We start from the raw sequence: 20,309 nt of genomic DNA, 5'->3' as shown, positions 1-20,309 counted from the left end.
CAGCGCTATCCGGCCATTTGCAGGGAAGACAAGCAAATGTATCGGCCGGGCCCCCGCCTCGCAAGCAATAGCGCGGCCAATTAGACTTTCCCCGCCCGACCTTTGTTACCAGCTACTGCTTATGGACCCAACTTCTGCTACCAAAACCGGCCAGGTTTTCGACTGGCTGGTGCTGCGCCGCCTGCTCACCTACGTGCAGCCCTACCGGGGCGTGTTTATCGGCCTCATTGCGCTCACCGTGGCCACGGCCGTACTGGGCACGGTGCGCCCCGCCCTCATTCAGCGCATGGTGGACGTGGACATTACCAACAACGACTGGAATGGCCTCAACCGCTCGACGCTGTGGCTGCTGGGCCTGCTGCTGGTGCACACGCTGGTGAGCTACCTTCAAACCTACTACGGCGGCTGGCTGGGCCAGTACATCGTGCGCGATATCCGCACCGACCTCTTCCGGCACCTGCTCAGCCTCAAGCTCAGCTTCTTCGACCGCACGCCCATCGGCGTGCTGGTTACGCGCAACATCTCGGATGTGGAAACGCTGGCCGACGTGTTCAGCGAGGGCCTCGCCGCCATGGTGGGCGATTTGCTGCAAATCGTGTTCCTCATGATTTTCATGTTCTGGACCAACTGGCAGCTCGCGCTCATCAGCCTGTCGGTTATCCCGCTGCTGCTCTTCAGCACCTACGTGTTTAAGGAGAAGGTGAAGGGCAGCTTCCAGGAGGTGCGCAACGCCGTGGCCAAGCTCAATTCTTTCGTGCAGGAGCACCTCACGGGTATGAACGTGGTGCAGATTTTCAACAACGAGGACCGCGAATACCGCAAGTTCAAGGCCATCAACCAGGAGCACACTAAGGCCAATATCAAGTCGGTGCTCTACTACAGTATCTACTTCCCGGTGGCTGAGGTGCTGGGCGCCATCGGCGTGGGCCTGCTGGTGTGGTACGCCGCCCAGGGCCAGATTGAGGGCAGCATTACGAAGGGCGCGCTCATCGCGTTCATTATGTATAATGCGTTGTTTTTCAGGCCAATACGCCAGATAGCCGACCGCTTCAATACCTTGCAGCTGGGCCTGGTGAGCACCGAGCGCCTGCTTAAGCTATTGGATAGCAAGGACTTGATTTCGACTTCCGGCACCCGCACCGTGCCGCAGCTGCAAGGCGAGGTCGAGTTCGACCACGTGTGGTTTGCCTACAACCAGCAGGACATCGAAGCCAGCCAGCAGGACAGCGAAGCCAGCCAGCCGGCCACCGAAGTCCCCGCGCCCGAGTGGGTGCTCAAAGACATCAGCTTTCACGTGAAGCCTGGCCAAACGGTGGCCTTCGTGGGGGCTACCGGTGCGGGCAAAACCAGTATTATCAACCTGTTGAGTCGTTTTTACGACATTCAGAAAGGCAGCATCAAGGTTGATGGGGCCGACCTGCGCGAGTATGACCTGAGCCAGCTGCGCCGCCAGATTGGCGTGGTGCTGCAAGACGTGTTCCTGTTTGCGGGCTCCATTCGGGCCAACATCACGCTCGGCAACCCCGACATCAGCGACGCCAAAATCTGGGAAGCGGCGGCCCTCGTGGGGGCCCAGCGCTTTATCGAGCGCCTGCCCGGCGGCCTCGATTATCCCGTGATGGAGCGCGGCGCCACACTCTCCGTGGGCCAGCGCCAGCTCATCAGCTTCGTGCGCGCCCTGGTGTACGCGCCCAGCGTGATTGTGCTCGACGAGGCCACCTCGTCCGTCGATTCCGAAACCGAAGAGATGATACAGGGGGCCATCGATAAGCTCATGGAGGGCCGCACGGCGCTCGTTATCGCCCACCGCCTCAGCACCATCCAGAAAGCCGACCGCATCATCGTGCTCGACCGCGGCGAAATCAAGGAAACCGGCACCCACGACGAGCTGCTGCGCCTCGGCGGCTACTACGCCCAGCTCTACCGCATGCAGTACAAGGGCAGTGAGAATCAGGGCAATGAGCAGTTAGCAGTGAACAAGGAGCAATTGCCGCTTGGTGATGGATAGCAATGCCTTGATAATCAATTGATAATTGCTCACTGTTTACTGCTAACTGCTCACTAAAAAATGCGTTTCTTCCTTCCCCTCGTTCTGCTGCTCACCGCCATCGGCATTGGCATTTACGCTTACCTGGGCGGCCTGCGCACCCCCAGCGTCAGCCTCGAAACTACCGCCGCGCCGGTGCTGCTGGCCGGCCAGCCTTTCAACGGCAAGGTCGACGATGCCCGCTTTGGCGAGCTGTTTCGCGTCGCCAAGCTGCGGCAGGATGCTAACCCCGCCCAGCCGCTGGCCAACCTTTACTACAACGACCCCGAATCGGCCCACGACTCGGTGCGCGCCTTTGTGGGCCTGCTGGTGCCCGACACGGCCGCCCAGCTGCCCACTGGCTGGCGCTACCGCGTGGTGCCGGCCGGCCGCCGCGTGGTAGCCGCCCGCGTGCAGGGCGTGAGCTTTCTGCTGTCGCCGGGCAAGCTCTACGGCGCCGCCGCGCAGGGCATTGAGGCGCGCAAGCTCACCAAGCAGCCCTTCTACCTGGAGCAGTTTGGCCCCAACGAAACGGATGAGCTGCGGGTGGGCGTGAAGTGAGCGAAGCCAAAAAAGCCTTACTGGTACTTGGGTCTGCCCAACTCTTTTGAAGAGCCTTTGAGGGGAAAGTGCTTAGTCTGCCGGGGGTTTTGGGGATGAAAGATGTTGTCCAGCACCAGGGCAAACTCGGGCTGGCTCTGCTCGTAGCCCACCAGTACCGGCGAGCCCACCTCGGGGGTGAACATTTGCCCCTTGCCGTTGCCCGCATGCGGCGTGCTCACCCGCAGCCAGCCGGTTTCGGCGTCGTTCTTCACGGGCCAGTAGTAGCACACCCGTGCCCGGCCCACATTCTGCGGTAGGCGGGCAGACGCCGCCCACGGCCAAGCACAGACTCCGAAGAGGGACAGGCCCCCCCGCTACCCCTTGGCCTGGTTGCTGCGCGCGTAAATGCCGTATTCTCGCGCTGGCTGCTCGGCCGCAGGCCCTGGCTATAGCACCGTGTACTGGTCCCGACGGTGCGCGTGGCGCATGCGCCACCTGTGGCGGGCCGCGTTAAGGCGGTTTCCATGTGCCGCTACTACTACTACAGCGCATTTATGCCCGCTGCCAGCACCGTAGACCGCGATAGCCTGCCCCAGGGCGAGGCGAATGAGCTGGTAATGGGAGCTTATTTAGTTGGGGGCGACTATGTGCGCAAAGCGGCCAACTCCACCGTGCGCACGGTGCAGCACGGGACCCATACCAGTGCCTGGCACTGCCCAATGGCTGATTGAGGCACCGCTGCCACTCGTAAAACCTGGTTGGGGTTTCGATAAAGCATCCTGCTGAAACCCCCGCAGGCTTAATTTCCATTATCCTGCTATTGATTTGATAACCAGGTAGTAAGTGCTTAATCTGAATTAATTTTATAGTAATTCAGCTGCAATAAGCTGAATTTGAGTAAGAAAGCTAACAGCCAGTAGCGGGGCCGCCTAAAGGCTCCCGCTACTGGCTCACTACGTAGGCATGAAGTTCTTTTTTATCTTCGTCGTCATAGCAGCGGTTTTTCTGTGGCTGGCGCCTAAATTGATTAGCGGAATCGGCTACCTCGTGAGCCCGCCCTATGTAGCCGTAGAAAAGCAAACGGCCCTGGCGGGCAAGGTAACGGTGTACAGCGCCAACCGGGGCAAGTACCTCTACGCACTCGAAGGCCGGCGCGAAACCTTCGACTTTGATGGTTTTCAGAATGCCGCCCTCGGGCCGGCCATTTTGCTGGGCCCTTACCTGGAAGACGGTGACTTCGTGCAGAAAAAAGCCAACTCGGATACCCTGCGGCTCACGCGCCACGGCCAACGCTCCGACTGGATGCTGCTGCCCTAAGCCGCTGGCCGGTAGCGTGAAGCCGGGCCAAACAATGGCAGGGCCTGCCATCTTCTGGGTAGCTCATGAGTAAGCCATCTGCCCAACTGGCAGCCCAAATATATGTATTAGTTTAATAATAATTAAGTTTTTATTCATTCTTAGGTCTTCGCTCTACGCCGAGCTGGAAGTTACCGGCCAGACCTATCCGGTTACGCAGTGCTAGTATGGGTTTGACCAGCCGGCCGATGAGCGGGCGCGGGTGTGCCATCGCCTTGAGCGCGTGTACCAGTTGACCCCTGCCCGACCCCGCCACGGCGGGTAGCCTGCCTGCCTTCTACGCTTGGGAAGGCCCCACGGCCGCCCCGCCCGTGTCGGGCCTCTACCCCGAAAAGCAGGCCAGCGGCTACTAGCTGCCCGGCCGGGCACCCCAGCTTTTTTTGCCCAACAGCCTCACCCGGCACCCCGATTTTACTAGGTACATCCAGGACGTTAGCGCCACCCACAAGTCATGGGAGAGTACCTGCCCGCATACCTGCGCCTGCTGCAACGCGCCCTGGCGGCGCTGGATAAGCTGCCGCGCCTCTACGCCCCTGGCTAGCATACCCCCGGCGACTGGGCCGCCCGCACCCTGTGCCAAACTCAGCAGCTGCGCCAAAGCCTGGCCGAGCGCCTGGCCCACCCGCCCGCACCCCTCACCGCCGAGGATACCAGCACCGTTACGGTAGCCATTGGCCACTACCTAGACAGCCACTGGGCCGACTACCAGCGGCTGCCCCGCCAAGCGGGCGCAGCTGCTGGCCCAGCACGCCGCCCTCGAAGCCATCGTCCAGGAGATAGCTCCCATCCACAACGCCCTGCGGTAGCACTGGCGGCGGCTCCGATAAGCCGTATAAGATATTGATATTCTGGTAATTATCTTATGTCGTTTGAAGCAGACCTCATTCTCGCCGGCGAATCCACGTATTCAGTGCGCCGCTTCAGGTGGGGCCTGCGCCAGAGTACCGATGCCGTTGGCCGCCGCTCCGAAGCCTGGGTGCAGGGCGGGCAGCTGGAAGTAGAGCTCGGCTCGGCCCCCACTGAGCTACTGCACCGCTTGGCCCTCGACGATACCACGAAGCTGGGCGGGTAGCTCGCGGTTTATATTGCTAGCAAGCGTGGGGCCAGCCGCAAAACCATCAAATTCAAAAATGCTTATTGCCTGGAGCTACACAAAAATTTTGATGGCTTGGGTTCGAACGTGAGCATGACGCGTAGCTTATCAGCCTACCAGATTAGTAGTGGCACCGTATCCCCCAAAATAATTGGCCTACCTGAGTGCGGCGCTGCCGGCCGGGCAGCTCTTCTAAGGCAAGGCTAACCGCGGCTTTGGCGAGCTGCTTTGCGCCGCCAAAGCCCGGCAACATGCCCGCGCTGCCCCGCGCCATCCGCGTTGCGGGTAGGGGAGAAGCGAGTAACGTGCTAAGCACCACGAGCTACGGGAAATACTTATGAAGCTGGCGGTTTATACGTAGGCAGGGCCAATGGGAATTCGGATTACTACGTAATTTCAGCTAATACGCGCTTATACCTCAACCCTGGCCAGCCAGAGCAAGTACCCTTAGCAGCACGACAGCCAGTAAGTCCTTGCTGCCTGTCGCGTTTATTTTACGCTGCTTATGAAAGGAGAACACTCATGCTAGCTATGGAATACCGCGGCCCGAAACGAATTCGGGTCACCCAAAAGCCGATGCCCGAAATTCTGCACCCCGAGGACGCCATTGTGCGCGTAACCCGGTCGTGCATCTGCGGCTCCGACCTGCACCTCTACAATGGCAACGTGCCCGACACGCGCGTCGGCCAAACGTTTGGGCACGAGTTTACGGGCGTAGTCGAAGAAATTGGCTCGGAAGTAACCAAGCTCAAAGTGGGCGACAATGTGCTGGTGCCGTTCAACGTGGCCTGTGGCAAGTGCGTTTTCTGCAAGCAGGGCTTGTTTGGCAACTGCCACGAAGCCGCGCCGCAGTCCTCGGCGGCCGGCGGCTTTTTTGGCTACTCACATATTACGGGCGGTTATAATGGCGGGCAGGCCGAATACGTGCGGGTGCCCTACGCCAACGTGAGCCCCACGATTATTCCGCCGGGCATGGACCTGGACGATGCCGTGATGCTGACCGACGTGGTGCCCACCGGCTACCAGGCCGCCGAAATGGGTGGTATTCAGACCGGCGATACGGTGGTGGTGTTCGGCGCTGGCCCCGTGGGTATCATGGCGGCGCGCTGCGCCTGGCTGTTTGGGGCCGGCCGCGTCATCATCATCGACAAGGAGGATTACCGGCTGGAGTTTGCCCGCAATTACGCAAAGTGCGAAGCCTACAACTTCCAGGAAATGTCTGACCCAGTGGTGTTTATCAAAAAGCAAACCGACTGGATAGGTGCCGATGTCTGCATTGATGCCGTGGGGGCCGAAGCCGCCGGCAACGCTCTGCAAACTATCACCGGCCGTAAAACGCTGTTGCAGGCTGGCTCGGCCACGGCCGTGCACTGGGCCATCAACTCGGTGCGCAAAGGGGGGGTGGTATCTATTGTGGGCGTGTATGGCCCCACCGATAACCTCGTGCCGATTGGCAATGTGCTGAACAAAGGCATCACCATCCGGGCCAACCAAACGGCCGTGAAGCGCCACTTGCCCCGCCTCATCGAGCACGTGCAAAACGGGATAATCAATCCCAAGGGCCTCATCACCCACCGCCTGGCGCTGGAAGACGTGGCCGATGGCTACCGCATGTTCTCCGCCAAGCTCGACAACTGCATTAAAACTGTCCTCATTCCTTCCACTGCCGGAATGTAAAGCGCTGTTATCATGGAACCTATCACCACCAACCCGTCGCAGCTTCCTGGCTGGAATATCGACGCCGACCCCGAAAACGACCCCACTTACCCGATGCGCACGCGCACTCCGGACGACCACAAAGGCTACACTTGGGAGCGCCCCACCATGCAGCCCGTCACCATTGAGGTGCTGCAATCCATCGAGCGCCCCGGCATTACGGCCGTGTTTGGCACCTCCGTGCCGCCTAGCGGCCTGAGCGGCGTCATCCGGCGCTTCGCCTTCAACTACAGCGAAAACAGCTACCTGCACTGGCTCCCGCTATTGGTTGCCGACCGCGTAAACGTAGTAGAAGGCGTGCTCGAAGACCTGGCGCACGGCCATGTGCCCAATATTTTTGCCGAAAAGGGCTACCCAGTTGAGTGGAAGTACGACAAGAAGGGGTTGATTCTAAAGCTGGCCGCATTTACGGCCGTTGTAGCGGGCGCTACGGTGCTGCTCACCCGCAAAAGCGACAAGCCCCGGCAGCATAAGCACGTTCGCCGCCCTGCCGCCGCCAGCCGATAGGCCTTCGCTGAGGATAATACGACAAGCGGCCCCGCCGAACAGCTGTTCGGCGGGGCCGCTTGTCGTATTATAATGTCGGAATAGCAGGCTTTAAGCCTACGGCCTCTATGAGTTGCGGAAGCAGAACCCCAGCAAATGCTGGGGTTCTGCTTCCGCTATCTTTTCATAAGCGTAATGTGCTAGCGGCCAAAATAATAGGTACCGCTGAAAAGTAGCTGTGATAAGCCAAAGTTGGCCCCGAAGGTAGACGAGCTGTACGTGTCTGACCCGTTAAAGCCATTGGCCTTGTAGCTGAGGCGAGAGTAGTTGAGGCCCCCGATAGAAGCGCCAATCGCCAGCTTCGGAATAGGAAAAAACACGAGGCCCGGCGTCAGCCCGGCGTAAAAGCCGTTTTGCCCATCGTAGGCCGACGAGCTTTTGACGTGCTGGTAACCACCGCCCAGCGTACCGGTGAAGCCAAACTGCTCGCTCACCATCTGGTAGTACTGCACAAAAGCCCCGGCCTGGAAATACCGCGCATCGTTCTGGTTGGTGCTTTGGTAGTTTGCATTGATACCAACAGCCAGGTTATCAGCTACAAAGAAGCCAACGGAAGGGGCTATCGAAAACTGGCTGTAGGTGTCAGTTACTTTGGTAGAGGTATTGCCGTTATAGATAGTGCCTGGGCGGTCCTGGCTGGTGCGCGAGTAGCCTACGCCGCCCCCCAGCTGAATAGTGCCGGCCTTAATAGCTGTTTGGGCATAGCCTGCCTGCGCCAGCCCAAGAAGCGCGGCAGTTGCAAAAAGTAGTTTCATCAAGAAAAAAGTAAAGGTGTGCCTGATTACGCCCAAAGGTATAGAAATAGTATAGCACCTTACTAAAAAAAGCATAAAAAAACCGGCTTCTCGTGGCAGAGAAGTCGGTTTTTTTAAGTCAGTCGGGGTGGCAGGATTCGAACCTACGACCTCTGCGTTCCGAACACAGCGCGCTACCGGGCTGCGCTACACCCCGAAAAGTGCGGGGCCGGGGGGCGGCACCGCTATCGGAAATTTCCAAACTTAGAAAAGCTACCCTAAAAAGAGCCCCCGACCCGAAGGTCGGGGGCTCTTTTTGTGGGGGCAACTTGTCCCTCGGTCGGAGTGGCAGGATTCGAACCTACGACCTCCAGCACCCCATGCTGGCGCGATACCAGGCTACGCTACACCCCGAGGGTTTTTGGAGTTGCAAAGGTAGGCAAACAAAAGTTGATTCTGCAACGCTGACCCACTTTAATTTCATAATTAAGCCCCCAAAAAAAGCTAACATCGTAATAGGCAACACCTAAAAAACAGTGGGTGGCCCCGCGAAGTGGCATGATGCATGGTAGTGTACCTTTACCATCCCAAGTAAAACTAGCCGAGCAACCTGCTCAAGTTCGCATAGCGCTTATGAAATTAGTACGAACCGTAGTGGCGGGCCTGCTGCTGGCTCCGCTCGGCCTGCTGGCCCAAACTACCAAGCCGCCCGTTCGCCGGCCTGCTACGCCCGCCGCCCGCCCCGCTGCGCCAGCTGCCCGGCCTGCCGCATCTGCCTCGGCCCCGGCCGCTGAGGTGGAGCCTGCCCAGGTGCCGTTGGCCCTGGCCCCGGTAACCCCCGCGCCCGACCCCAACGCCTTGAAAATCAAGGCCGATCAAAATCCCATTACCCATACCCTCACGGTGCGCTGCGATGCGCCCGGCCCCACGCGCTTCGAAATCAACGACAAGGAGGGCCGCCCCGTGCTCACCAAAACGGTGATGGTGGGCAGCAACCCCGTGGTGATGAACGTGGCCTCGCTGCCCGCCGGCCCCTACGTGGTGCGCTGCACCGCCGGCGAAAAGCGCGGCACCCGGCTTGTGCAGCTTCAGTAAGTGGGTAGGTGAGCAAAGGGAATAACGCCGTTCGATTGCGAACACGGCGTTATTCTCCTTACTCATTTACCCATTTACTCCGCCGTGGCTTCTACCTGAAGCTGGCGCTCGTAGAGGGCGCGGTAGAGGCCCTCGGGCTGGGCCATGAGGGCGGCGTGGGTGCCGTGCTGCACAATCTGGCCATCGTCGAGCACCAGGATTTCGTCGGCCAGCTTCACGGAGCTCACACGGTGCGAGATGATGAGGCTGGTGCGGTTGGCCATCACGCGCTGCAGGGCGCCCAGGATTGCGTTCTCGGTCTTGGTATCGACGGCGGAGAGGGAGTCGTCCAGGATGAGGATTTTGGGCTCTTTGACCAGGGCGCGGGCCATGCTCACGCGCTGCTTCTGGCCACCCGAGAGCGTGATGCCGCGCTCGCCCACCTTGGTATCGAAGCCCTCGGGGAAGCGGATGATGTTCTCGTACACGTCGGCGTCGCGGGCGGCCTGCGTCATGCGCGCCTCGTCGGGCTGCTCCAGGCCGAAGTTGATGTTGCTGCGAATGCTGTCCGAAAACAGAAACACGTCCTGCGGCACGTAGCCGATTTGCTCGCGCAGGCTCGTCAGCGAGTAGTCGCGCACGTCGGTGCCGTCGATTTTGATGTCGCCGCTCTTCACGTCGTAGAGGCGGCAGAGCAGGGCGGCAATCGTGCTTTTGCCCGAGCCCGTGTTGCCAATTACGGCCAGCGTCTGGCCCTGCCGAATGCGGAAGCTCACGTCGCGCAGGGCTTTGATGCCGGTGTCGGGGTAGGTGAACGTGACGTGGTCGAACACGATGTCGCCGCTGATAGGCTTCGTGATATTCTGGCGCGAAACGATGTCCGTTTTCTCATCCAGAAACTCGTTGATGCGGGCCTGCGAGGCCTCGGCGCGCTGCACCAAGGACGACGTCCAGCCGAGCGCCGTAACGGGCCAGCTGAGCAGGTTGACGTAGATGATGAACTCCGCGATGCTGCCCGTGGTGATGGTGCCGCGGATAACCTCCTGGCCGCCAATCCAAACGGTAACGATGGTACTGATGCCTACTAAAAACATGATGAGCGGGAAGAACAACGAGTTTACGAAGTTGAGGCTCAGCGACTTGTCTTTATAGGCGTTGGTGGCTACCTGAAACTGCTCGGCCGAATCTTGCTGCCGCACAAACGACTTGAGCACCCGAATGCCCGAAAAGGCCTCCTGCGTGAAGGTGGTCATGGCCGAGAGCGACTTTTGGATTTCGTCGGACTTGCGCTCGATTAAGTTGTTGACAAAGAAGATGCTGACCGATAAAATGGGCAGCGGCAACAGCGTGAGCAGCGTCAGCTTCACATTGACCAGCAGCATGAGCGGCACCACGAGCACGAACAGCAGCACGAGCTGCAAAAAATACATGATGCCCGGCCCCAGGTACATTCGCACGCGGCCCACGTCTTCCGAAATGCGCGACATGAGGTCGCCGGTGCTGTGGCGGCGGTAAAAGCTGAGCGGCAGGGACTGGTAGTGCTGGTAAATCTGATTTTTCTGGTCGTTTTCGACGAGCCGTGACATTACGATGAGCGTCTGGCGCATGAAAAACAGAAAAATGCCCCGCAGCAGCGCCAGCGCAATAATTAACATGCCGTAGAACAGCACGTTGCGCCCAAACAGCTGGTACACGCCCACCTGCGCCTGCGTGCCCGCATAGAGGTGGTAGAGGTCGAGGCCCTCATTAACCAGGTCGAAGGAGTAGCGCACCAGCTGGGCCGGGAAAATGGTCAGCAGCGTGCTCAGAATCACGAAAAGCACCCCGCCGAGGAAGTGCCATTTATAGCGAAAAATATGCGGATTGACGGCAGCTAAGGCGCGGGTGGGCATGGGCGGGGGGAGGGCAAGGGCCGGAAAACCGACCCGCAACCAAAAAAAAACGGGTACTTTTGTGGCCGCAACGCTGTTTGGGCTGGCTACGGCTGTCTAAACAAAGTTACGCCCCACTCTTCCCTCCCATTCCCACCCATTTTTCCCTTTTACCCCCATGGTACTCGACGCGCCCACCCAGGCCCCCGCGCCCATTTTTGAGCAGGTTGCCGAATTTCAGCACGAGCAAGTAGTGCATTGCTACGACCACGAAACTGGCCTCAAGGCCATTATTGGCATCCACAACACCGTGCTCGGGCCGGCGTTGGGGGGCACCCGCATGTGGCATTATGCCAATGAGGCCGAGGCCCTGCACGACGTGCTGCGCCTGAGCCGCGGCATGACCTACAAGGCCGCCATTTCGGGCCTCAACCTGGGCGGCGGCAAGGCCGTTATCATCGGCGATGCCAAAAAACTGAAGAACGAAGCGCTGCTGCGCAAGTTCGGTCGATTTGTTAATAACCTGAACGGCAAGTATATAACTGCCGAAGATGTCAACATGACCACCAAGGACATGGAGTACATTCGGATGGAAACCAAGCACGTGGCCGGCCTGCCCGAGAGCATGGGTGGCAGCGGCGACCCCTCGCCCGTAACCGCCTTCGGCACCTACATGGGCATGAAGGCCGCTGCGCAAAAGGCGTTTGGCTCCGATAGCCTCGCTGGCAAGCGCATTGCCGTGCAGGGCGTGGGCCACGTGGGCACCTACCTGTTGGAGTATCTCCAGAAAGAAGGCGCCCAGCTCGTGCTCACCGACTATTACGAGGAGCGCGCCTACGAAGCCGCCACCCGCTTCGGGGCCGTAGCCGTGGGCCTGGACGAGATTTATGACCAGGATGTGGACATCTACTCGCCCTGCGCGCTGGGCGCCACTATTAACGACGATACCATCGGCCGCCTCAAGTGCCGCGTTATCGCGGGCTGCGCCAACAACCAGCTGGCCGTCGAGAACGAGCACGGCCCTGAGCTGGTGCGCCGCGGTATTGTGTATGCCCCTGATTTTCTGATAAATGCGGGCGGCCTCATCAACGTGTACTCCGAAGTAGTGGGTACCAGCCGCCAGGGCGCGCTGGCCCAAACCGAAAAAATATACGACTACACCCTGCAAGTGCTCGACCGGGCCGAGCAGGAAAACAGCCACCCCCAGGCGGCTGCCATTCGCCAGGCCCAGGAGCGCATCGAAGCCGTGGGCAAGGTCAAATCGACTTATTAAAACGTCTGTCATTGCGAGGAGGAACGACGAAGCAATCTTTCCTTGCCGCAAGGCGTCACCTCAACGACAAGGAAGGATTGCTTCGTCGTTCCTCCTCGCAATGACAGACGTTTTTAGCTTAACAACTACTCTTTAGTAACATGCTCAACCGCCGTCTTCTCCGTATTAAAGTAATGCAGGCGCTCTATGCCTACCAGCAATCGGTGGCCGCCGATTTGCTGCTGGCCCAGGACCGCATTGCAGCGGCTTTTGAGCCCGACCTGAGCGCCAAGGTCACGCCCGACCGCCGCCTGCTCGAAGGCCAGCGCAAGCTGGGCGAGGCGCAGCTGCGCGAGTGGCACCGCACCGGCGAAATGCCCGAATCGGGCTCCGACGACCAGGAGGTGGCCGAGGCCGTGCGCAACGCCATGGCCTACTACCAGCAAATGGTGAAGAAGGAAAATACCTTCTACGGCGGGCAGCTGCTGCACGGGGCCGAGAGCATTCACGACCAGTACCTGCACCTACTGAACATGCCGCAGGCGCTGCTGGCTATCATTACCGACGATAACGAGCGCGAAACCCGCCGCCTCACCGGCCCGCGCTTCGAGGTAGAGGGCACGGCCCGGCTATTCGGCAACGCCGCCTTTGCCAAGGTGCACGAAAACGAGCAGCTGCTGCAAACCACCATCAAGCACAAGCTGCAGTGGGACGACGCCGAGGAAACCGACGCCCTGCGCGACGCCTGGCAGCGCGAAATGAAGCCCGACGCCACCGTGCAGGCCTACCTGGCCGGCAAAAACACGGGCCTCGTCGAAACCGACTATGAAACCGACATGGAGCTGCTGCGGCACCTTTACAAAGACTTCGTATTCAAGGGCGAAGCCCTGCCGCGCTGGCTCGAAAGCAGCGACCTCAACTGGGAGGAAAACCGCCCCATCGTGCGCAACCTGGTGCTCAAAACGCTGAAAATGCTGCCCCACGGCGCCGAGCCAACCCAGGAGCTGATGAACCTGAGCGCCAACTGGCAGGACGACCGCGACTTTGCCGAAACGCTGTACAACCAAACCCTGACCGACGATGCTAAGTCGGAAAAGCTCATCTCCGACTCGACGCCCAACTGGGACGTGGAGCGCGTGGCGCTGCTCGATAAAATCATCCTCAAGATGGCGCTTTGCGAGATGCAGCTCTTTCGCGGCATCCCGGTGAAGGTGACCATTAACGAGTACATCGAAATCAGCAAGGTTTACAGCACCCCCAAGAGCAAACAATTCGTAAACGGGGTACTCGACAAGCTGGCCCAGGACCTGGCCGCCAGCGGCGACATCCGCAAGTCGGGCCGCGGCCTGCTGGATAATCAATAGTAATGTAGGGTAAGCTTTAGCTTGCCAGACGCCTGGCAAGCTAAAGCTTACCCTACATATTTTACTCCTAACCCTCTCTTTTTCACATCCTTCCACCCATGGCTAGCAAAACAACCACCGGACTGCTGTGCTTCACGGGCGGTGCCCTCGCCGGGGCCGCCGTCACCCTGCTCTACGCACCCGAAACCGGCCGCGAAACCCGCTCCTGGCTCAGCTACCAGCTGGAAAAATACCGCTCCGTCCTCGCCGACCTCACCGAAAGCCTCGTGACGGGCCGCGACAACGCGCCCTCCTCGGCCAAAAGCGAAGGCCAGCGCGTAATCCAGGATGCCAAGAGCAAAGCCGAGCAGCTGCTCGGTGATGTCGACCAGCTCATCAGCCAAATTAACTCGCGGCGGGCTCTATAAAAGTGTGAATGAGTGAGTTGTGAAGGAGTGAATCACGAATGAGTGAACAAGTATCAGTAATTCGCTCACTCATAACTCACTCCTTCGCAACTCACTCATTTGCTCATTCACTCACTCACTTACTTACAAAATGCACCTCGTAACCCTCACGCCTGGCGACGGTATTGGCCCGGAAATAACCCGCGCCGTCCTCGATATTTTTGCCGCCGCCCAGGTGCCGGTTCAATGGGAAGAGCACAACGCGGGCGTCACCACGCTGGAAAGCGAGGGTGCCCTGCTGCCCCAATCGCTGTTTGACTCGCTGGAGCGCACCCGGGTGGGCCTTAAAGGTCCCATTACTACGCCGGTAGGCAAGGGCTTTCGCAGTGTAAACATTACCCTGCGCCAGAAGTACGACCTGTACCAGAACGTGCGCCCGGCCAAAACCACGGCCGGCATCGATACGCCCTTCAAAGGCATTGATTTGGTGCTGTTTCGCGAAAATACCGAGGGCCTGTACTCGGGCCTGGAAATGTGGGACGAGCGCCTGGGCATTGCCGACTCCATCAGCCGCAACACGGTGGAGGGCTGCCGCAAAATTTCGCGCGCGGCCTTCGCCTACGCGGCCAAGCACGGCCGCAAGCACGTGACGCTGGCCCACAAGGGCAACATTCTGAAGCAGGCCGGCAAGCTCATGATTGATGCCTGCAAGGAAGCCTCGGCCGAGTACCCGGAGGTGACGTTTTACGACGACCGCATCATCGACAACATGTGCATGCAGCTGGTGGTCAAGCCCCAGCAGTTCGACGTGATTGTGACCACCAACCTGTTTGGCGACATTCTCTCCGACCTGTGCGCTGGCCTCGTGGGCGGCCTGGGCGTGGTGAGCGGCGCCAACATCGGCGACAACATGGCCATTTTTGAGGCCGTGCACGGCTCGGCTCCCGACATTGCCGGCCAGGGCAAGGCCAACCCCACCGCCCTGCTGCGCTCGGCCCTGATGATGCTGGAGCACCTCGGCGAAAAAGAGTACGCCACCCGCATTGAGGCGGCGCTCAACGAGACGTTTCTGCACAAAGAGCAGTGCACCGGCGACCTCGGCGGCAAGGCTTCGACCACGGAGTTTGCCCAGCACATTATTGATAAGCTGAAGTAGAAAATAGAATCTCCCCCTAATCGTCCTACGGTGGCCCGCCGGGCCCCGTAGGATGCTGTGTTTATGCTGCGTTCCACCGTTTCTTATTTTGCCCTAGCGGCCTTGCTGCTAGCGGGTTGCAACCGCGACAAGCCTACCGAAGCCGGTACCCAAGGCATGAACGCCGCCGCCGACGAGGCCGCCGCCGATGCCAAGGCCAACCCCACCATCGACAACCCCAACGTGGCCAGCGACACTGAAGCGCCCAACCCCGACGCGCCCGTGATGGCGTTTGCCGAGGCGCAGTTCGACTTCGGCGACATCAAGCCCGATAGCAAGGTGCAGCACACCTTCAAATTCACCAACACCGGCAAAACGCCCCTGCTCATTGCCGACGCCACGGCCAGCTGCGGCTGCACCACGCCCAGCTGGACCAAGGAGCCCGTGGCCCCCGGCGCGACCGGCGAGCTGCAAGTGCAGTTCGACAGCCGCGGCAAGCAGGGCCTCATCAACAAGCAAGTGAGCGTGCGGGCCAACACCCAACCCAATACCAATACGATTTACATCAAAGGCAATGTATTGACTGAAAAGTAGTTGGCTAACAGAAGGCAGGGGTAGCGAAGTCGCCTGACCTGCCCCTTGCCGCGCCGCCCTACTTTCTGCCTACCTTGCCGCCTTAGCTTAAAAACCATGAATTTTCTTACCCTTTTGCTCCAGGCTGCGGTTGGTGGCAGCATCATGCAGTTCGTTTTTCCGGTGGCCATCGGCCTCGTGCTGTACTTCTTCATGATTCGGCCGCAGCAGCGTAAAACGGCCGATGCCAAGAGCTTCCGCGAGTCGCTGGTGAAGGGCACGCGCGTGGTAACCATCGGCGGCCTGCACGGCCTGCTGGTTGAGGTGGGCCCCGAGACCGTGCTGCTCGAAGTAGAGCGCGGGCAGCGCCTGCGCTTCGACCGTAGCGCCGTGGCTCGCGTAGCCGGCACCTCCATGCCTGCCGACGCGCCCGCCGCCAGCTAGTATGAGGCCTGCGCCGCCCTCCGCCGCGAGCGGCCGGGCCAGCCAGCTGCTGCGCCGCCTGCTGCAACCCCTGGCCGGCAAGGAGCCAAGCTTTTACCGCGCCGTAGTCGCTTGCTTCTTGATTGCCAGTACCTTATGGATGCTTCGGGAGCTGAGCAACAGCTACACTGCCTCGCTCGACTACCCCATGCACTGGCACTACAATGCCCAGCGCTACCACCCGGCCCGCCGCCTGCCCCGCACTGTGCCCATTGAGGTGCGCGGCAACGGCTGGCGCTTGCTCAGCCGGGCTGTAGGCCTGCACTTGCTGCCCGCCGAGGTGCGCCTGCGGCTGCCCGGCTCGCTCCCGCAGCGCTCGGCGCTGCGGCCGCCGCTGCGCCGGGCGCTGGGCACCGTGCGCCTAGTGAGCCTGCCCGCCGACTCGGCCAGCTACTACCTGGTGCCGGGCGGCGATTCCTCTGCTACTGTAGAGTGAGGGGTTGCTGCGCAAGCCCCGTAGTGCATTCTAGACTACTCATTTCCAATTCAAAAGCTATGCGGCGCATCGGAATTACGGGCGGTATTGGCTCGGGCAAGAGCATCGTATCGCGGGTGTTTGCGGCGCTGGGCGCGCCCGTGTACGATTCGGACAGCCGGGCCAAGTGGGTGATGGCCAATGACTTGGTGCTGCGCACGCAGCTGCAAGCCGCCTTCGGAGCCAAAACCTACGACGCCGCCGGCCAGCTCAACCGGCCCTATCTGGCACAAGTCGCCTTCAACGATGCGGCCCAACTGGCGCGGCTCAACGCCCTGGTGCACCCCCGCGTGGGCGCGGACTTTGCCACCTGGACGGCCGCGCAGGCCGCCGCCGGCCACGCCTACATCCTGAAAGAAGCCGCTTTGCTCTATGAATCAGGCGCTTACAAAGGGCTCGATGCCATCATCACCGTGTTCGCGCCGCCCGAGGTGCGCACGGCGCGGGTGCGCGCCCGCGATGCCCACCGCTCGGCCGCCGAGGTGCAGGCCATCATGGACAAGCAGTTGAGCGAAGACGAAAAGCTGCAACGAGCTGATTACGTGGTTTATAACGATGACTCGCAGCTGGTGCTGCCCCAGGTGCTGGCGCTGGCTGCGGCGTTTAGCATGTAGGGTAAGCTTTGGCTTGCCGGGCACCAGGGCCGTGCAAACGTGCAGGCGCCCGGCAAGCCAAAGCTTACCCTACAGCACAGCTCACCGGATAATCGGGTAGCGCTCGAAGGGCCGGTCCGCGAATAGCTTGCGGTAGGTGGCGTGGGTTTTCACGATTTTGGCCCCGATGCTGCGGGTGGTTACGAGCATGCGAGGGTTGAAATCGCCAATCCAGTTCATTTCGATGTTGGCGTAGCCGGCTTCGATAAAGCGCTTTTGCTCCCAGGTGAGCAGGGCCTGGTCCACGCCTTTGCCCTGGTAATCAGGGATTACGCCGTAGATAATGCCGAGGAGCTTTTTGTCGCGCCGCTTCAGGTAGCGCCAGCGCTGCCACACGAAGCGCAGCTTGCCCAGCAGGTTGAGGCGGTGGCCGATGTGCTTGAAAATCTGGTTGAGCTCGGGCAGACTCAGGAAGAAAGCCACCGGCTGGTCGTGATGGTAGGCGAAGGCCAGCAGGCGCTCGTCGATAACGGGCTTCATCTCGCGCACCAGGTGGCGGGCCTGCTCGATGGTCATGGGTTTGACGCCGGCGTGGCGGCCCCAGGCCAGGTTATACACGTGGTGAAAATCCTGGGCCATTTTTTCGGGCTCGGCCTTGCGGGCGTAGGCAAAGCGGTAGGCGCTATCGGCCTCGAAGGCGGCCAGCTTTTGGTGAAAGCTGGGGTGCAGCGGCATCTCGACCGGGCGGTGGCAGGTGTACTGTTTGAAGTAGAGCTGGAAGCCGTAGCTTTCAAACAGCTTTTGGTAATAAGCTGGATGCCAGAACATTCCGTAATTAGGCTCGCGGTCAAACCCATCGATGAGCACGCCCCAGAAGCGGTCGCGGTCGCCAAAGTTGATGGGGCCATCCACGGCCAGCATGCCGCGGGCGCGCAGCCAGGCGCAGGCCACGTCAAACAACTCATTGGCAGCCGCCTGGTCGTCAATGCACTCAAAAAAGCCCAGGCCGCCGGTGGGCAGCGTGGCATCGGTGACGGAGGCAGTGAGCGGGTTGACGAAGGCCGCAATGCGTCCGATTACCACGCCCTGCGCATCGGTGAGCAGCCAGCGCTGCGCCTCGCCCCCGGCGGCAAAAAGCTGATTCTTAGCGGGGTTAAATACGGCCTCCACCTCATTGTCGAGCGGGCCGATGTAGGCGGGCTCGTGGCGGTGCAGGCGGTGGGGCAGGCGGCAAAACTGGCGCTGCTGGGCAGCGGAACGAACTTCGAGCAAGGGCATGGGGGTAAAATTACGGCGCGGTACTGGCCTTAGCCGCCGGGTTGCGCTGGCGAAAGGCCGCCGCGGCCGGTGAGAGCGGCCCAGCCAGCGAATCGAGCCGGAAGATGGACAGTGCCTTCACCCGGCCGCCGGGCCGGTAGGCCAGCACCTCGGGCCCCAGGCTATCGGCATACGACTGGGGGTGCCAGCGGTAGATGGTGAAAAAGTAGCTGGCCTGCTGCCAGTTGCGCACAATGCGAATGCGCTGCTGCTGGGCGGGCGTTAGCAGCGTCCAGTTGTTGTGCAGCAAGCCCGATATCGGCTCGCCCACCGTAATAACGGGTGAGGCATCGTGGCGCAGTAGCCATTCGAGGCCGAAGAGGACGCTGCCGCCCCAGTAGTCGCGCTCGAAGAGGCGCTCGGCTGCCGGGGTGCTCAGGAAGCTAAAGTAAACTTGCTGATTGGGGTAGGCGCGCACCATAAACCACACCGTGCGGCCGGTTTCGAGCACTAAGAGTAGCATAACCGTGCCCGCCACCCAGCGCCAGGCCGCGCGTTGTTGCCAGGCCTGGCCCAGGGCGCGGGCCCCGCGCAAGGCCAGCAGCAGCAGGGCGGGGTACACAAAGTAGAGGTGGCGCCAGCCATCATACACCACGGCCTGCACGACCATCACGGCGGCCAGCGGCCCGAGCAGCCAGGCCAGCAGCAGGGTATCGAGCCAGGCCCCCGGGCGGCGCAGGGCGGCGCGGCCGTGGCGGGCCAGCGTGCGCAGGGCGGTGCCCAGGCCCAGCGCGCCCAGCGCCGAGTAGGGCAGCGGAATGGTGATGAGCATCCACACCGGCAGGTAGTGCCAGGGCAACGCATTGGCCGCTACCAGCTTACCAATGTAGAATACCAAGCCCGGCCACGGAAAGTGAGTCGTATGCCCCATTACGTAGAGGAGGCGGGTGGCGGGGTCGGCCCAGAGGTAGGGCCAGCCGACGAGGGTGAGGGCGGCGGCCACCAGGGCAAACAGGCCGAACAGGGCCAGCCGGCGGCGGGCGGGGGTGGGGGTGGCCAGCGGGGCGTATGCCTGCAGCAGCAGGGCGGCGGCGGTGAAGGCGGTGAGCAGCACCAGGCCCGTGAAGCGCACGTCGGCGGCCAGGGCGGTGGCGGCGGCGTGGGCCAGGGCGCGGGGCCAGGTGGGGCGCTGGGCCAGGCGCACGAGCGTGAGCATGGCCAGGGTGAAGGCGGCCATGAAGACGATGTCCTTGCCGTTGTAGAAGGCTTCGGCGAAGAAGCGGGGGGAGGCGACGAGGGCGGCGGCGGCGAGCAGGGGCAGCCAGCGGGCGGCGGGGTAGCGCAGGCGGGCCAGGCGGTAGAGGGCCGCCACGCCGGCCACGAACACCAGAAAGACCAGCAGATGCCGCAGGCGGTAGTACTCGGGCGCGTTGCCGGGGTAGAGCAGGCGTCCGAGCAGGGCAGCGGGCAGCTCAAAGGCCACGCCGTGGTCGAAGCCCTGCCAGGTGCTTTTGGGGTGCAGCGGCACGCCGGGGGGCGTGAGGCGCTGCACCACAGCGGGGGGCAGCAGAAATTCGGCGGCGTAGTTGAGGTTCACTACGCCGTTGTAGTGGTTGTTGGGCTCGTCCCAGGTGAGGCCGTAGCCGCGGTAGAGGCTGGCGCCCAGCAGCAGCAGGGCCAGCAGCAGGCCCCCCGGCAGCCAGCGCTGCCAAAGAGGACGCCCGGCCCCAGGAAAATAGTTAGCCATAAGGCCGCAAGTTACGGGCCCCTGCGCGCGGCCTAAAGTGGCTATGCTAGCTGGTTAGTGCATAAAAATCAGTTAATCAAATGGT

20 protein-coding genes, 2 tRNA genes and 1 pseudogene are annotated in these 20,309 nt (G+C 61.1%); 16 read left to right on the top strand and 7 right to left on the bottom strand.

The window, feature by feature from the left end:
• Window positions 1-121: 121 nt before the first annotated feature.
• Window positions 122-2,008: an ABC transporter ATP-binding protein gene (locus QMK33_RS13455; protein ID WP_283565113.1), complete on the top strand. Its 1,887-nt coding sequence runs from the start codon at window positions 122-124 to the stop codon at window positions 2,006-2,008.
• A 60-nt stretch (window positions 2,009-2,068) separates the two neighbouring features.
• Window positions 2,069-2,587 carry a hypothetical protein gene (locus tag QMK33_RS13450; protein WP_283565112.1) on the top strand — a complete coding sequence of 173 codons (519 nt, stop codon included), beginning with the start codon at window positions 2,069-2,071 and terminating at the stop codon, window positions 2,585-2,587.
• A gap of 17 nt (window positions 2,588-2,604) precedes the next feature.
• On the opposite strand, the gene QMK33_RS13445 is transcribed toward QMK33_RS13450, so the two are convergent.
• Entirely contained in the window at window positions 2,605-2,934 is a 330-nt protein-coding gene (locus QMK33_RS13445) for a phage baseplate assembly protein V (protein ID WP_349361749.1), read from the bottom strand.
• Window positions 2,935-3,123: 189 nt separating this feature from the next.
• On the opposite strand from QMK33_RS13445, the gene QMK33_RS13440 reads away from it, so the two are divergent.
• The 5 genes and pseudogenes from QMK33_RS13440 to QMK33_RS13420 all read left to right on the top strand — a co-directional run bounded on the left by QMK33_RS13440 (window position 3,124) and on the right by QMK33_RS13420 (window position 7,241).
• Entirely contained in the window at window positions 3,124-3,300 is a 177-nt protein-coding gene (locus QMK33_RS13440) for a hypothetical protein (RefSeq protein ID WP_283565110.1), read from the top strand.
• Between the two features lie 232 nt (window positions 3,301-3,532).
• Window positions 3,533-3,886 (top strand): hypothetical protein, encoded by a 354-nt coding sequence (locus QMK33_RS13435; RefSeq protein ID WP_283565109.1) that lies wholly within the window; start codon window positions 3,533-3,535, stop codon window positions 3,884-3,886.
• Between the two features lie 901 nt (window positions 3,887-4,787).
• Window positions 4,788-5,225: pseudogene (gene tssD, locus QMK33_RS13430) on the top strand (type VI secretion system tube protein TssD).
• 315 nt (window positions 5,226-5,540) lie between these two features.
• The gene (locus QMK33_RS13425) at window positions 5,541-6,695 is read left to right on the top strand and encodes a zinc-dependent alcohol dehydrogenase (RefSeq protein WP_283565108.1); all 1,155 of its coding nucleotides are present in this window, start codon (window positions 5,541-5,543) and stop codon (window positions 6,693-6,695) included.
• Window positions 6,696-6,707: 12 nt separating this feature from the next.
• Window positions 6,708-7,241: a hypothetical protein gene (locus QMK33_RS13420; RefSeq protein WP_283565107.1), complete on the top strand. Its 534-nt coding sequence runs from the start codon at window positions 6,708-6,710 to the stop codon at window positions 7,239-7,241.
• A gap of 179 nt (window positions 7,242-7,420) precedes the next feature.
• On the opposite strand, the gene QMK33_RS13415 is transcribed toward QMK33_RS13420, so the two are convergent.
• From QMK33_RS13415 to QMK33_RS13405, 3 genes are all read right to left on the bottom strand, one after another.
• A complete protein-coding gene (locus QMK33_RS13415) occupies window positions 7,421-8,035 on the bottom strand; it encodes a hypothetical protein (protein WP_283565106.1) in 615 nt (204 codons plus the stop codon).
• Window positions 8,036-8,157: 122 nt separating this feature from the next.
• Window positions 8,158-8,231, bottom strand: a tRNA-Pro gene (locus QMK33_RS13410).
• Window positions 8,232-8,354: 123 nt separating this feature from the next.
• Window positions 8,355-8,428, bottom strand: a tRNA-Pro gene (locus tag QMK33_RS13405).
• Between the two features lie 219 nt (window positions 8,429-8,647).
• On the opposite strand from QMK33_RS13405, the gene QMK33_RS13400 reads away from it, so the two are divergent.
• Entirely contained in the window at window positions 8,648-9,109 is a 462-nt protein-coding gene (locus QMK33_RS13400; RefSeq protein ID WP_283565105.1) for a T9SS type A sorting domain-containing protein, read from the top strand.
• A gap of 74 nt (window positions 9,110-9,183) precedes the next feature.
• Here QMK33_RS13400 and QMK33_RS13395 read toward each other — a convergent pair whose 3' ends face one another.
• Window positions 9,184-10,980 (bottom strand): ABC transporter ATP-binding protein, encoded by a 1,797-nt coding sequence (locus QMK33_RS13395; protein WP_283565104.1) that lies wholly within the window; start codon window positions 10,978-10,980, stop codon window positions 9,184-9,186.
• A 157-nt stretch (window positions 10,981-11,137) separates the two neighbouring features.
• On the opposite strand from QMK33_RS13395, the gene QMK33_RS13390 reads away from it, so the two are divergent.
• The 8 genes from QMK33_RS13390 to coaE all read left to right on the top strand — a co-directional run bounded on the left by QMK33_RS13390 (window position 11,138) and on the right by coaE (window position 17,241).
• On the top strand, window positions 11,138-12,232 hold the full coding sequence (locus tag QMK33_RS13390; protein ID WP_283565103.1) for a Glu/Leu/Phe/Val family dehydrogenase: 1,095 nt from the start codon (window positions 11,138-11,140) through the stop codon (window positions 12,230-12,232).
• Between the two features lie 140 nt (window positions 12,233-12,372).
• Complete coding sequence (gene nusB / locus QMK33_RS13385; protein WP_283565102.1) at window positions 12,373-13,575, top strand: transcription antitermination factor NusB; 1,203 nt, start codon at window positions 12,373-12,375, stop codon at window positions 13,573-13,575.
• A 98-nt stretch (window positions 13,576-13,673) separates the two neighbouring features.
• Window positions 13,674-13,982, top strand: coding sequence for a YtxH domain-containing protein (locus QMK33_RS13380; protein ID WP_283565101.1), 309 nt, complete (start codon window positions 13,674-13,676; stop codon window positions 13,980-13,982).
• A 130-nt stretch (window positions 13,983-14,112) separates the two neighbouring features.
• Window positions 14,113-15,117 carry an isocitrate/isopropylmalate dehydrogenase family protein gene (locus tag QMK33_RS13375; RefSeq protein WP_283565100.1) on the top strand — a complete coding sequence of 335 codons (1,005 nt, stop codon included), beginning with the start codon at window positions 14,113-14,115 and terminating at the stop codon, window positions 15,115-15,117.
• Window positions 15,118-15,180: 63 nt separating this feature from the next.
• Window positions 15,181-15,690, top strand: a complete 510-nt coding sequence (locus QMK33_RS13370; RefSeq protein ID WP_283565099.1) for a DUF1573 domain-containing protein — start codon at window positions 15,181-15,183, stop codon at window positions 15,688-15,690.
• Window positions 15,691-15,786: 96 nt separating this feature from the next.
• The gene (yajC, locus tag QMK33_RS13365; RefSeq protein ID WP_283565098.1) at window positions 15,787-16,113 is read left to right on the top strand and encodes a preprotein translocase subunit YajC; all 327 of its coding nucleotides are present in this window, start codon (window positions 15,787-15,789) and stop codon (window positions 16,111-16,113) included.
• 1 nt (window position 16,114) lies between these two features.
• Window positions 16,115-16,588, top strand: coding sequence for a hypothetical protein (locus QMK33_RS13360; RefSeq protein WP_283565097.1), 474 nt, complete (start codon window positions 16,115-16,117; stop codon window positions 16,586-16,588).
• 59 nt (window positions 16,589-16,647) lie between these two features.
• Entirely contained in the window at window positions 16,648-17,241 is a 594-nt protein-coding gene (coaE, locus tag QMK33_RS13355; protein WP_283565096.1) for a dephospho-CoA kinase, read from the top strand.
• Window positions 17,242-17,322: 81 nt separating this feature from the next.
• Here the strand turns inward: coaE and QMK33_RS13350 are convergent, their stop codons facing one another.
• Complete coding sequence (locus QMK33_RS13350) at window positions 17,323-18,498, bottom strand: hypothetical protein (RefSeq protein WP_283565095.1); 1,176 nt, start codon at window positions 18,496-18,498, stop codon at window positions 17,323-17,325.
• A 10-nt stretch (window positions 18,499-18,508) separates the two neighbouring features.
• Window positions 18,509-20,224, bottom strand: coding sequence for a hypothetical protein (locus tag QMK33_RS13345; RefSeq protein ID WP_283565094.1), 1,716 nt, complete (start codon window positions 20,222-20,224; stop codon window positions 18,509-18,511).
• Between the last annotated feature and the right edge of the window lie 85 nt (window positions 20,225-20,309).

The organism is Hymenobacter sp. H14-R3, assembly GCF_030063445.1.
Lineage (GTDB): Bacteria > Bacteroidota > Bacteroidia > Cytophagales > Hymenobacteraceae > Hymenobacter.
This window is presented reverse-complemented; position numbering and strand designations above follow the sequence as displayed.